Annotated in this window: 15 protein-coding genes; 14 read left to right on the top strand and 1 reads right to left on the bottom strand. The window is 30.5% G+C overall.

The genetic code is table 11. The features are described 5' to 3' along the window. Window positions 1-50 precede the first annotated feature (50 nt). On the bottom strand, window positions 51-1,286 hold the full coding sequence (locus CBLAS_RS05430; RefSeq protein WP_106872708.1) for a glutamate-5-semialdehyde dehydrogenase: 1,236 nt from the start codon (window positions 1,284-1,286) through the stop codon (window positions 51-53). Window positions 1,287-1,364: 78 nt separating this feature from the next. Here CBLAS_RS05430 and CBLAS_RS05425 point away from each other — a divergent pair, with 78 nt between their 5' ends. Genes CBLAS_RS05425 through CBLAS_RS05360 form a run of 14 tightly spaced genes read left to right on the top strand, consistent with a single transcriptional unit; the run spans window position 1,365 to window position 13,187 of the window. Then, the gene (locus CBLAS_RS05425) at window positions 1,365-2,324 is read left to right on the top strand and encodes an NAD(P)-binding domain-containing protein (RefSeq protein WP_106872710.1); all 960 of its coding nucleotides are present in this window, start codon (window positions 1,365-1,367) and stop codon (window positions 2,322-2,324) included. Next, window positions 2,321-3,010 (top strand): tRNA1(Val) (adenine(37)-N6)-methyltransferase, encoded by a 690-nt coding sequence (locus tag CBLAS_RS05420; RefSeq protein ID WP_106872712.1) that lies wholly within the window; start codon window positions 2,321-2,323, stop codon window positions 3,008-3,010. Before CBLAS_RS05425 ends, CBLAS_RS05420 begins: the two co-directional genes overlap by 4 nt. Then, window positions 3,007-3,378: a YkgJ family cysteine cluster protein gene (locus CBLAS_RS05415; protein ID WP_420913002.1), complete on the top strand. Its 372-nt coding sequence runs from the start codon at window positions 3,007-3,009 to the stop codon at window positions 3,376-3,378. Before CBLAS_RS05420 ends, CBLAS_RS05415 begins: the two co-directional genes overlap by 4 nt. Beyond that, complete coding sequence (locus tag CBLAS_RS05410) at window positions 3,354-4,607, top strand: tetratricopeptide repeat protein (RefSeq protein ID WP_133169629.1); 1,254 nt, start codon at window positions 3,354-3,356, stop codon at window positions 4,605-4,607. The genes CBLAS_RS05415 and CBLAS_RS05410 overlap by 25 nt, the downstream gene beginning before the upstream one ends. Continuing rightward, window positions 4,604-5,389, top strand: a complete 786-nt coding sequence (gene trpC / locus CBLAS_RS05405; protein ID WP_106872718.1) for an indole-3-glycerol phosphate synthase TrpC — start codon at window positions 4,604-4,606, stop codon at window positions 5,387-5,389. The genes CBLAS_RS05410 and trpC overlap by 4 nt, the downstream gene beginning before the upstream one ends. A 1-nt stretch (window position 5,390) precedes the next feature. After that, entirely contained in the window at window positions 5,391-5,891 is a 501-nt protein-coding gene (locus tag CBLAS_RS05400; RefSeq protein WP_106872720.1) for an HIT family protein, read from the top strand. Then, window positions 5,875-6,186, top strand: a complete 312-nt coding sequence (locus CBLAS_RS05395) for a thiamine-binding protein (protein WP_106872722.1) — start codon at window positions 5,875-5,877, stop codon at window positions 6,184-6,186. The genes CBLAS_RS05400 and CBLAS_RS05395 overlap by 17 nt, the downstream gene beginning before the upstream one ends. Beyond that, entirely contained in the window at window positions 6,173-7,198 is a 1,026-nt protein-coding gene (locus tag CBLAS_RS05390; protein WP_106872724.1) for a bifunctional 3,4-dihydroxy-2-butanone 4-phosphate synthase/GTP cyclohydrolase II, read from the top strand. Before CBLAS_RS05395 ends, CBLAS_RS05390 begins: the two co-directional genes overlap by 14 nt. Then, window positions 7,195-8,361 (top strand): DNA polymerase Y family protein, encoded by a 1,167-nt coding sequence (locus CBLAS_RS05385; protein ID WP_106872726.1) that lies wholly within the window; start codon window positions 7,195-7,197, stop codon window positions 8,359-8,361. Before CBLAS_RS05390 ends, CBLAS_RS05385 begins: the two co-directional genes overlap by 4 nt. 9 nt (window positions 8,362-8,370) lie before the next feature. After that, the gene (locus CBLAS_RS05380; protein ID WP_106872728.1) at window positions 8,371-8,910 is read left to right on the top strand and encodes a hypothetical protein; all 540 of its coding nucleotides are present in this window, start codon (window positions 8,371-8,373) and stop codon (window positions 8,908-8,910) included. Continuing rightward, window positions 8,910-9,731: a prolipoprotein diacylglyceryl transferase gene (gene lgt, locus CBLAS_RS05375; protein WP_106872730.1), complete on the top strand. Its 822-nt coding sequence runs from the start codon at window positions 8,910-8,912 to the stop codon at window positions 9,729-9,731. Before CBLAS_RS05380 ends, lgt begins: the two co-directional genes overlap by 1 nt. A 59-nt stretch (window positions 9,732-9,790) precedes the next feature. Beyond that, on the top strand, window positions 9,791-10,474 hold the full coding sequence (locus tag CBLAS_RS05370) for a fumarate reductase cytochrome b subunit (protein WP_106872732.1): 684 nt from the start codon (window positions 9,791-9,793) through the stop codon (window positions 10,472-10,474). Between the two features lie 12 nt (window positions 10,475-10,486). Further along, window positions 10,487-12,475, top strand: a complete 1,989-nt coding sequence (locus CBLAS_RS05365) for a fumarate reductase flavoprotein subunit (RefSeq protein ID WP_106872734.1) — start codon at window positions 10,487-10,489, stop codon at window positions 12,473-12,475. Next, window positions 12,468-13,187, top strand: a complete 720-nt coding sequence (locus CBLAS_RS05360) for a fumarate reductase iron-sulfur subunit (protein ID WP_106872736.1) — start codon at window positions 12,468-12,470, stop codon at window positions 13,185-13,187. The genes CBLAS_RS05365 and CBLAS_RS05360 overlap by 8 nt, the downstream gene beginning before the upstream one ends. Window positions 13,188-13,233 lie beyond the last annotated feature (46 nt).

Below are 13,233 nucleotides of genomic sequence, written 5' to 3'. Positions count from 1 at the left end.
ATATATTCATAGTGGTGCATTTATTTATGATTAGTAAAGTAATGCGTTATCTATTTTCTAACTTGACCATTTCCTATAATTTTATATTTATAAGTAACTAAACTATCAAGTCCCATAGGTCCTCTTGCATGAAGTTTATTAGTGCTAATCCCAATCTCTGCACCAAATCCTAGCTCATAACCATCACTAAATCTAGTTGAAGCATTGGCATATAGACAAGCACTATTTAACTCATTTAAAAATCTTTCTATATTTGTTATATTTTCACTTAAAATAGCCTCGCTATGATCTGAACTAAACTCTCTTATATGCGATAAAGCTTCATCTAAATTTTCAACAATTTTTATATTTACTTTTAGATCTAAGAATTCATTATCATATGTTTCATAGCTACTTTCTTTGCAATCTAAAATTTGAGCAGATTTTTTGCAACCATAAATCTCAACACCTAACTTCTTAAACTCATCTGTTAAATCTAAAAAGAATGAATCCACCAAAGACTCATGTATTAAAATTGTCTCAACAGCATTACATGCACTAGGGTTTTGAATCTTTGCATTTATGCATATTTGTAAAGAGCTATCAAGTTTTGCACTCTCATCAACAAATATATGACAAACCCCTTTATCATGCTTTATAACAGGGATTGTTGAGTTTTTTGATATAAGATTTATTAATGAACTGCCACCTCTTGGGATGATTACATCTATGTATTTATCCATTTTAATTAAATCCATCATATCATCTCTATGGAAATTTTCTAAAAATGTCACAACATTTTTATTAATTTTATTTTTATCCAAAGCTTTATGAATGCATTTTACTAGAGCTAAATTTGAGTTTTGTGCCTCTTTTCCACCTTTTAAAACAACAGCATTTGAGCTTTTAAAACACAAGCTTGCCACCTCAACTGTTACATTTGGGCGAGACTCATATATTACACAAATTACACCTATAGGAATTGCTACTTTTTGAACGCCAAGCCCTGCATGGTTAGTCCATCCATCAAGTATTTTTCCTGCTGGATCTTTAAGATTTGCTATATCTTGTAGTGATTTTAAAATTGATTCTATTTTTTCATCATTTAGTTTTAATCTTTCTATCATGGATCTACTTAGATTATTTTCTTTTGCAAATTTAATATCAAGTTCATTGGCTTTTAAAATTTCATATTTTGCATTTTTAATCTCACTTACCATATCTAGAATTGTCTTTTGTTTTTGATCTGGGGTTAGATTTAAAAGAGAATTTTGTGAATTTTTAGTTATATTTAATAATTTTTCCATCTTAAGCCTTAATATTTATCTTATTTTATAAAAATATAATTATAATATGATATAACAAATAAAACTTAAAGGTAGAGAATGGATAGTGTTTATGATATAGCTATAATAGGTGGAGGACCTTGCGGGATAGCTTCTGCTGTTGAGGCAAAGATAAGTGGAATAGAAAATATACTTCTTCTTGAAAAAGGAGATAACCACTCACAGACAATTAGGACTTTTTATAAAGATAACAAAAGAGTAGATAAAGAATACAAAGGTTTAGATAGTCAAACAAAAGGAAGAGTGGAGTTTGAAACTGGCTCAAAAGAGGATGTTTTAAACTATTTTGATGCGCTTTTAGATAATGAAACTATAGATGCTATCTTTGAAACAGAGGTTGAAAAAATTGTTAAAAATAGTGATGGAAATTTTGAAATTTTTACAGCACACAAACACTACTTTGCTAAAAATGTTATAGTTGCTGTTGGTAGAATGGGAAGACCAAATAAACCTAGCTATAAAATACCACCATCAATTACCCAAAGAGTTAATTTTAATCTTGATAAATGTAGCACAGGTGAAAAGATATTAGTAGTTGGTGGAGGTAACTCAGCTGTGGAATACGCTATGACACTTTCAAGAGAAAATATAGTTACATTATCATATAGAAAAGGCGAGTTTACAAGGATAAATGAGATAAATGCTAAAAACTTAGCATATGATGTTAAATATGGAAATATAATACTTCGTTTAAAAACTGATATTGAGAGCATTGAAAACGAAGAAGGTAAAGTTTTAGTAAACTATAAAGATGGTAGGGTTTTTGTCTATGATAGAGTTATTTATGCTATTGGAGGAACTACTCCTGTTGATTTTTTAAAAAGCTCTGATATAGAAGTAGATGAAAAAAAGATTCCAATTATAGATGAGAATTGTGAAACCAATATTAAAGGTCTTTATGTTGGTGGGGATTTAGCTACTAGAAGTGGTGCTTCTATCGTAGTCGCACTTAATCATTCAAATACTATAATAGAACATATAAATAGTAAAAATAGATGATAATATATCAATTTAAAGACGGATATAGATATAATAGTGACACTATAATGCTATATCACTTTACTAAAGATCTAAAACCAAAGGGTAAAATTTTAGAAGTTGGTGCTGGGAGTGGAGTTCTTGGTCTTTTACTTGCAAGGGATTTAAAAGATAGTAATGTTACTCTGCTTGATATACAAAAAGAAAATATCAATCTTTGTATCAAAAACTCAAAGGTTAATAATATAGAATGTGAGATTATAGAGGCTGATTATAAGAGTTTTAAAAGCAATGAAAGGTTTGATTTAATAGTTTCAAACCCACCATATTACCATGATGGCGTTAGAAAAAGTGAAAATGAGCATTTAAGTATAAGTAGATATTCTTCAAATTTAAGCCTTGAGAATTTGATAAAAAACTCAAGCTCTCACCTTAAATCACATGGTTCTTTAGTTTTTTGTTATGATGCAAAACAACTTATGTATATCTCACATTTGCTTTTAGAGAATAAATTTAGCATGACAAAACTAAAATTTATATATCCAAAAAAGGGTAAAAGTGCAAAAGTTGTTTTGGCTGAAGCTAAAAAAAGCTCAAAATCTCTTTGTAATGTTATGGAAAGTATATATTTGAGCGATGATAGTGGATACAGTAAAGAGGCCTATAGGATTTTTAAAGAAGCGAATTTAGAAAGCGTGGATGTATAGTGCAAAAAGAGGGATTTTGTTATAGTTTTAATCCTAAAAAGTGTGAAGTATGCAAAGGAAAATGTTGTACAGGTGAAAGTGGCTATATATGGATAACTCCTGCAGAAATGATAACGCTAGCTAACCATTTAGGAATTAATGTTGATGAATTTAGGTTAAAATACCTAGATAAATTCGGTACTAAATTTAGTATCAAAGAAAAGATATTTAAAGATGGATTTGCCTGTATATTTTTTAATGAGATGGATTTGAATTGTTCAGTTTATGATTACCGTCCAAAACAGTGCAGAACATTTCCATTTTGGGATTATTTTAAAGAAAATTATGAGGAGCTTGAAGAGGAATGCATAGGTGTAAAACGGTTATAAAATTACTTTTAATACTAATGATTTGTTATATTGAAGGATTGGCTTTTAAAGAAGAAAATGCAAAAGAAAACTTTTTAATCCTTAAGGGATTTGAAGAAAAAAAGAGCGACAGAGCAAGAGCCATTGATACTTTTGAATCACTTTATGATATGACTAAAAAAAGTGAGTATCTAAAAGAGGCAGTTCAACTTTCTTACATGTTTAGAAATGATAAAATTCATGAACTTATTAAAATAGAAGATAAAAACCTTAGTAAAGATACTAACTATTTAAGGGTTAAAACTGCATATTTTTTAGACATAGGAGATAATTTAAAAGCCTTAGAGGTAGCAAAAAAGCTAGTGGAATTAGAGCCTGTTTCTAGAAATTACTCTTTTTTAGCATTGGCACAAGAAAAATTAGGATTGTATAACGACTCTTTGCAAAGCTATAAAAAATCTTATGAATTAAATCCAAATGAAAATACGCTATTAGACCTTTCAAATATCTATATTGATAAACTAAATGATGAAGATTCAGCCATTAAAGAGCTTGAGACATATAGAAAACTAAAAGGCTGTACAGCAAATATATGTGTTAAGTTGGTTGATATATATGAAAAATATAGTAGATATTTAGAAATTATAGAAATTTATAAAGATTTATATGAACAAACAAAAAACCAAGTTTTTTTAGAAACGATTATTAATTTTTATCTATACACTAAAGATTATCAAAATGCAATAGATATATTAAAAAAATATGGCAATAATAATAAATTATTAGTTGAAATATATGGCTTTATAAAAGATTATGATAAGGCTATTGATACAGCAAAAAATTCATATGAATCTACTAAAGATATTGAGTTTTTGGCAATGAAAGCTATATATTTATATGAAAAATATGAATCAAATATATCCGATGAGGTACTTTATGAAATTTTACTAAATTTTGAAAAATCAGCTAACCAGCTAGACAATGATGTATATCAAAATTACTATGGATATTTACTAATAGATTATGATATCAATATAAAAAAAGGGCTTGAGCTTATAGAAAAAGCCATTTTGAAAGAGCCAGAATCCCCTTACTATCTAGACTCACTAGCCTGGGGATATTATAAGCTTAATGAGTGCGAAAAAGCAAACCAAATAATGCAAAAAATTAATGATGAAGAGTTCTTCAATAACAAAGAGGGTAAACTTCATATGAAAGCTATAGAAAAATGTTTAAAAGGTAAAAAATGATACTTGATGAGATTATAAAAAAAACCAAAGAAGATTTAAAAGATAAAAAGAAAAAACTACCTTTTGATATGCTAGGCAGAAGCCTTTCATCAAATCCTTTTTCGCCAAGAGATGTTAAAAGTGCTTTAAAAACTACAAAAGATGATCCATATAAGATAATAGCAGAGGTTAAAAAAGCAAGTCCTAGTAAAGGTATTATAAGAGAGAAATTTGACCCTGTTGATATAGCTATCGCTTATGAAAAAGGTGGAGCTAATGCCTTTTCAATCTTAACTGAACCACATTATTTTAAAGGAAATTTGGAGTATATAAGTCTAGTTCGTAAATATACACAAATTCCAATCTTAAGAAAAGAATTTATAGTTGATGAGTATCAAATTCTAGAAGCTTTTATATATGGAGCTGATTTTATACTGCTTATAGCAGCGGCTTTAAGTAGTAAAGAGCTTAAAAGCTTGCTTGAGTTTTCAAGAAGATTAGGACTTGAAGCCTTGGTTGAAACTCATGATAAAGAAGATATTAAAAAAGCAATATTTGCAGGGGCTGATATAATTGGCATAAACCATAGAAATCTGCAAACTTTTAATATGGATATGAGTCTTTGCGAGAGGTTAATTCCACTTTTGCCAAATGGTAAAATTATAGTAGCTGAAAGTGGCATTAGTGAGCATAAACAACTTGTTGAGTTGCATAAAATGGGCGTTGATGCATTTTTAATAGGTGAGAGTTTTATGCGTCAAGATGATGTAGAGTTGGCAGTAAGAAGTATTAAAGGAGCTTAGTATGGAGTATCTTTGTGCACCATGGAGAAGTGAGTATTTTTCAAATAAAACAAAGGGTTGTCCATTTTGCAATGCCCTAAAAGATATAAAAAATTATGAAAAGCATGGTCTGTTATTTAGAGCAAAACACTGTTTTGGGATAATGAATTTATATCCATATAGTCCAGGCGCTTTTATGGTTATACCAAATGAGCACACTAACAATATTGAAAACCTAGATGAAGAAGTTTGGCAAGAGATGAGTTTTTATGTTAGAAAAGGTGTTGAAATTTTAAAAGACAAAATCAAAGCAAATGGTGTTAATATCGGTATGAACTTAGGCGAAGCAGCAGGTGCTGGTATAGCTGAACATGTTCATTATCATTTAGTTCCAAGATGGGAAAGAGATACAAATTTTATAACAACTATCTCATCTGTTAGGGTTATTGGAGTTCCATTTGAGGATTTATATCAAAAAATAAAAGAGGGATTTTCGGAGCTAAAATATGAGTGTAGTTGTTAGTTTTAGTATTTTTTCACTTTATGGTGATAAAAGTAAAGCAGAAGAGATTGCAAAAGTTCACAAAGTCTTAAAAGAGTTAAATGTTAAGTGCGAACTAAATGCTATGAATTCTGTTTTTGAAACAGAAAGTTTAAAAGAGGCGTTTTTTATTTTAGAGAAATGCAATGAGGCTTTAAGTGATTATAAAAGAGTCTATTTAAATGCAAATTTTGATATAAAAAATAGCAATGAAAAACTGAGAATAAAACAAAAAGTAAAAAGCGTTGAGGAGATAATAAAAAATGAGTTTAATTAGCGTTAAAGAGGCCATTGAAGATATAAAAAATGGCAAGATGATAGTTATAGTTGATGATGAAGATAGAGAAAATGAAGGAGATTTGGTATTCGCTGGTGCTTTTTGCGATGTTGAAAAGGTAAATTTTGCCATAACTCACGCAAAAGGTATTTTATGTACTCCTGTTAGTAAAGAGATTGCAAAAAGATTAGGCTTTGATCTTATGGTTAGAGATAATACATCAAATCACGAAACTGCTTTTACTATAACAGTTGATGCCAAAGAGGCTACAACTGGAGTTAGTGCAGTAGAGCGTGATATGACTATAAAATTAATTTCAAATCCATCTACTAAGATGAGTGATTTTGTGGCACCAGGTCATATTTTTCCCTTAATTGCAAAGGCTGGTGGAGTTTTGGAAAGAATTGGACATACCGAAGGAAGTATTGATTTGTGTGTTATGGCTGGACTTGCACCTGTTTCTGTTATATGTGAGATAGTAAATGAAGATGGAACTATGGCAAGAAGAGATGATCTTGATGAGTTTTGCAAAAAACATAATTTAAATATGGTTTCAATCGCACAAATTGTAGAATATAGACTTCAACACGAGACACTAATAAGTTTTGGTGATAAGAAAGAGTGTGTTTTTGCAGGTTATAAAACTCTGTGTTATGATGTAAAAGATCATAGAGAAAATAGCCATAAAGTATTTGTTTTTGGAGATATAAAAGAAGAAACCAATGTTAAATTTCATAAAGTTTCAACTGATTTAAATTTTTTAACTTCAAAAAAATATGATGAGTTTATGAAATACATTGATATGCTTTCAAAAAAAGGCGGAGTTTTAATATTTTTAAATAATAGCTTTGATGATAGTGAAAATTTAATTAAAGAGTATGGAATAGGTGCTCAAATTTTAAGAGAATTAGGCATTAAAAAGATAAATATTTTAAGCTCAAACGAACAAGGGGATTTTGCTGGAATTAGCGGTTTTGGAATTGATATAATAGGGCAAACTACTTTAAAATGATACTTCATTTGGATCTTGATTGTTTTTTTGTAGCAGCTTTAAGACTTCAAAATCCTAATCTAAAAGGCAAGCCCGTTGCTGTTGTAGGTGGCAATAGCGCCACCATTTTTGGGGAAGAAGATAGGGTTGGAACCGTGATTTTAAGTGCTAGTTATGAAGCTAGAAAATATGGTGTAAGATCAGCAATGATACTTAAAAAAGCAAAAGCACTCTGTCCAAATTTGCTAATAGCAAAATCAGATATGAAATTTTATAAAGAACTTTCAAAAAAGCTTCATAATTTGTTGTATAGTTATACTCCAGACATTGAAAAATATAGCATTGATGAGTTTTTTATGGATTTAGAAGGAATTAGTGCTAAAAAAAATCCAATTGGCTTTGCAAAAAAACTACAATCTCAAATTTTAGATGAGCTAGGACTTCCTTGCAGTATTGGGCTTAGTGAGGGTAAATTTATAGCTAAATTTACAACTGATATGGTAAAGCCTTTTGGTATAGGACTTACAAAAGTTGATGAAGCAAAGCAAAAATTTAAAAATATAGATATAGGCAAATTTCCAGGCGTTGGAAGATCAGTTTTAAAAACTTTAAACAAAAATGGCGTTTTTACTATAGGTCAAACATGGGACGCTAAGTTTGTATTTGAAAAACTTGGAAAAAATGGAATAAAACTATACGAAAATATAACAGGTAGTGGCGGTAATGATTTGGAGATTTTATCTAGGAGAAAAAGCTTTTCTAGAGGTAGAACTTTTGATGCCTTAAAGGATAGGCAAGAGGTAAAAAGAAGAGTTTTGATTCTTTGTAGATACTTAAGTTTTGATATATTTAAATTTGGACAAAATCCAACTAAATTTGAGCTTAAAATTCGCTATTATGATAGACAGACTTTTTCACAAAGCGTAACTATAAAAGAGAAATTTTCAGAAAACTTGCTAGATAAAACAATGATGGAGCTTTTTGATAGATGTGATAAACTTAAGCAATTTTCTATAATGTATATAAGTGTTGGAGTAGGGGGTTTTGTAGATGAGGGGAGTATTGAAAAAAATCTTTTTAGCGGTGATGATAAAGATAAAAAGATTTATTTGAGTATTCAAAAAATTAGAGAAAAATATGGCATTGATTCTGTTTTGAGTGCTGCTGAAATTAAAAATAATTAAAGGAATTTTATGAAAGTAAAAGATTTATATGCAATGATAGCAATTATTTTTGCTACAAATTTTAAAGAGGCTATATCAGAGGATAAATTTAGTAAGCTTGCTCCAAATTGGATAGTAAAAAATGAGACAAAAGAGAATGAAAAAGGGCATGAATATTGGCATAAAGCTATAAAGGGAATTCAAAAAGATGTTGAGGAAGATTTTAAAAACTTAAAAGAATTTTTTGCAATGGATAGCTTTAAGCTCGTTAGTGAGATAGATGTTAAAATGTTGTTTGAAAAACAAAGATATCAAGCACCTTTTAAAGAGTTTAAAAATTCTCACTCTGTAAATATGCTAGCATTTCTAGCTGCTATATTTAAAAATGATAGTGATGAAAAAACTCATCTTTTCTTAGGGCTTTATCTAACAAAGTACTTCATGGAATCTTTTAGAGGCTTAGCAGAGCATTTAAAAGTTAATGCAAAAAGCGATTACTATAAAGCTCTTGGATGGTTTTTAGATGATTATTTAAAAATGATTAAAATAACTTTAGGTCTTAAAGCATAATGAATTGGTGGAACGAAATTTATAGTCATTTTGACCCTGTGGCTTTTAGTTTATTTGGGTTAAAAGTGCATTGGTATGGAATTATGTATGTTTTAGCACTATTAGTTGCACTTTTTATGGCTAAATATTTTGCTAAAAAAGATAAATTTCCATATTCTAATTCATTTTTAGAAAACTATTTTATATGGGTTGAAATCGGAGTTATTCTTGGTGCAAGGCTTGGGTATATCTTTATATATTCAAACAATCAGTTATTTTATTTAACTCATCCTTGGGAAATTTTTAATCCTTTTTATAACGGCGAGTTTGTTGGAATTAGTGGTATGAGTTACCATGGGGCTGTTGTTGGATTTGTGATTGCTACTTTACTATTTTGTAAAAAATACAAAACTGAAAAATGGCTTCTTTTAGATTTAGTTGCACTTAGTGTTCCTCTTGGGTATTTTTTTGGAAGAGTTGGAAACTTTTTAAATAAAGAGCTTATTGGAATTCCTACAACTATGCCATGGGGAATTAAAGTCGATGGTATTTTAAGACATCCATCTCAGTTATATGAAGGTTTATTAGAAGGAATTTTAATTTTTATAATTTTATTTATATATAGAAAATATAAAAAATTTGATGGAGAACTTATAGTTTTATATGCTATACTTTATTCTATTATGAGATTTATTAGTGAAATTTACAGAGAGCCAGATTATCAACTTGGTAAATATATATTCGGACTAAGTATGGGTCAGATACTCTCTTTTATAATGTTGTTTTTTAGTTTTTATGCTTATTATAAATATTTTAGTAAAAATAAAAATTTAAGTATATAAACAGCAAACTTAGTGTAATATTTAAATATAAATTAATATTTTATTTTAAGGAGGTTTAAATAATGGAAACAATCGAAGGTTTTTTAGGTAAATCAGTAGATAACAAAAAAAGTAGAATTCCAGCACTACAAGACAAGCTTCAAAGCTTAAGTGGTTTAATTCTTGCTGTATTCATGCTTTTTCATATGTTATTTACTGGAAGCATTGTTTTAGGTACGGGGGCGTTTGAATCAGTAGTTCATCTTGCTGAGCCAGGAGGAATATATCAAATAACAAATATAGCAGCTTTTGGTATTTTTGTTGTTTTTGTTGCCCATGCGTTTTTGGCTATGAGAAAATTTCCTGCAAATTATAGAGCTTATCAAGCATTCAAAGCTCATAAAATTAGAATGAAACATTTAGACACAACTATGTGGTGGTTTCAATTTTTAAGTGGATTTTTACTATTTTTCTTTGCAAGTGCACACCTTATAACTATAATTTTTGGCGAACAAGTTACTGCAGAGCTATCAATAGGAAGGTTTTCACAACTTCATATATTTTATTTGTTGCTTATAATTGTTACTGTTGTTCATGCATCAATTGGAACATATAGATTATATGTAAAATGGATAAGCATTGAAGGAACTAAGCACGAAGCAGAAGCAAAAAGAGCTAAAATTAAAAATATAAACTTTATAGTTTGGGGTGCGTTTTTAGCGTTTACTATTGTAGCAGATTTAGTTTGGTTAAGTTTAGGTTAAAAAGGAAATTTTATGAATATAATTTATTGTGATTCACTAATAATTGGTGGGGGATTAGCAGGTCTTAGAGCAGCGGTTGCAGCAGCAGAAGCTGGTAATAGTACTATTGTACTTAGTATGTGTCCTGTTCGCCGTTCTCACTCAGCAGCAGCACAAGGTGGTATGCAAGCAAGTGTTGGTAGTTCAAAAATGAGTGAAGGTGACAACGAAGATGTTCACTTTGCAGACACTGTTAAAGGTAGTGACTGGGGATGTGATCAAGAGGTTGCTAGAATGTTTACACAAACAGCTCCAAAAGCTATTCGTGAACTTGCTAGCTGGGGTGTTCCTTGGACTAGAATTACAAAAGGAAAAAGAACAGCTGTAATTAATGCTAAAAAAACTACTATTGAAGAAAAAGACGAAGTTCATGGTTTAATACACTCAAGAGACTTTGGTGGTACTAAAAAATGGAGAACCTGTTATACAGCCGATGCCACAGGTCATACAATGCTTTTTGCAGTTGCAAATGAGTGTGTTAAAAGAGATGTTGATATTAGAGATAGGAAAGAAGCTATTGCTTTAATCCATAAAGGCAATAGATGCTATGGGGCGATTGTAAGAGATTTAATTGATGGAAGAATTGAAGCCTATGTAGCACGCGGAACACTTATAGCAACAGGTGGTTATGGAAGAATCTATAAACACACAACAAATGCTGTAAACTGTGAAGGTATTGGTGCGGCAATTGCACTTGAAACAGGTATAGCACAACTTGGAAATATGGAAGCAGTGCAATTTCACCCAACACCAATTGTTCCAAGTGGAATTTTACTAACTGAAGGTTGTCGTGGTGATGGTGGTATATTAAGAGACGTTGATGGTTATCGCTTTATGCCTGATTATGAGCCTGAAAAGAAAGAACTTGCAAGTAGAGACGTTGTAAGTAGAAGAATGATGGAGCATATAAGAAAAGGTAAAGGTGTTAAAAGTCCATATGGCGAGCATGTTTGGCTTGATATATCAATATTAGGTAGAGAACATATTGAAACAAACCTTAGAGATGTTCAAGAAATTTGCCAAATATTTAATGGAATTGATCCAGCTGATGAGGGTCCAAAAGGATGGGCACCAGTTCTTCCTATGCAACACTATTCAATGGGTGGTATCAAAACAAATCCAAAAGGCGAAAGTCCAACTTTAAAAGGTCTATTTAGTTGCGGTGAAGCAGCTTGCTGGGATATGCACGGATTTAACAGACTTGGAGGAAACTCTGTTTCTGAAACTGTAGTTGCTGGTATGATTGTTGGTGATTATTTTGCACAACATTGTAGAAAACAAGAGATAGATATAAACTCAGAAGATATACAAAAATTTGTTGATGGACAAGAAAATTATATTGAAGAGCTTTTAAATAAAAAAGGTAAATATAACGTTTACGATATCAAAAACAAAATGAAAGATATCATGTGGGAACACGTTGCTATATTTAGAGATGGAAAAGGTCTTGAAACAGCAGTTAAAGAACTTGAACAGCTTTATAAAGACTCACTTGAAATTGAGATTAAAAATAAAGAAAAATATGGTAATGCTGAGCTAGAAGATGCATATAGAACACCTAAGATGATTAAACTTGCTTTATGTGTAGCATACGGAGCACTTTTAAGAACAGAAAGTAGGGGAGCTCACTATAGAGAAGACTACACTAAAAGAGATGATAAGAACTGGCTAAAAAGAACTCTTGCAAACTGGAAAGAGGGTGAAACTATGCCAATTATCTCTTATGAGCCACTTGATATTATGAAGATGGAAATTCCTCCTGCATTTAGAGGTTATGGTGCAAAAGGAAATATTATAGAGCATCCTGATAGCGCAAAGAGACAAAAAGAAGTTGATGAAATAAGAGAAAAAATGGAAAAAGAAGGCAAAGGCAGATATGAAATTCAAGACGCACTAATGCATTATGAATTACAAGAAAAGTATAAATTACCAAACGAAAGAGTAGGAGTAGGTGATGAGTAGAAAAATAACGATTAAAGCTTTTAAATATAACCCACTTAGCAAAATTTCAAAACCACATTTTGCTAGTTATGAATTAGAAGAAACTGACGGAATGACTCTTTTTATAGCTTTAAATGTTATAAGAGAAAAATATGATTCTGATTTAAGTTTTGACTTTGTATGTAGAGCTGGAATTTGTGGAAGTTGTGGAATGGTTGTAAATGGTGTTCCAAAACTGGCTTGTAGAACACTTACTAAAGATTATCCTGATGGAGTTATTGAGCTTATGCCTATGCCTGCATTTAAACTTATTAAAGATTTAAGTGTAAACACAGGAGAGTGGATGGCTTCAATGAATAAAAGAGTTGAAAGTTGGGTTCATACAAACGAAGAAGTTGATATATCAAGACTTGAAGAAAAAGTTGATCCAAAAGTAGCTGAAGAAACTTTTGAACTAGACCGCTGTGTTGAGTGTGGTATTTGTGTTGCAAGTTGCGGAACTGCTCTTATGAGAGAAGATTTCGTAGGTGCTGTTGGGTTAAATAGAATCGCAAGATTCAAAGTTGATCCACATGATAAAAGAACCGATGAAGACTTCTATGAATTAATTGGAGATGATAATGGGGTATTTGGATGTATGACTTTACTTGGATGTGAAGATAATTGTCCAAAACACTTACCGCTTCAAAGTAAAATAGCCTACTTAAGAAGAAAATTAGTTAACGTTAAATAAGGCTAAAAACAGGGCAAAATGCCCTGTTTTATCTTTTTATATAAGT

Origin of the sequence: Campylobacter blaseri (assembly GCF_013201895.1) — a bacterium.
GTDB lineage: Bacteria > Campylobacterota > Campylobacteria > Campylobacterales > Campylobacteraceae > Campylobacter_B > Campylobacter_B blaseri.
The sequence above is the reverse complement of the archived record's forward strand: the minus strand, read 5'-3'. Positions and strand labels throughout refer to the sequence as shown.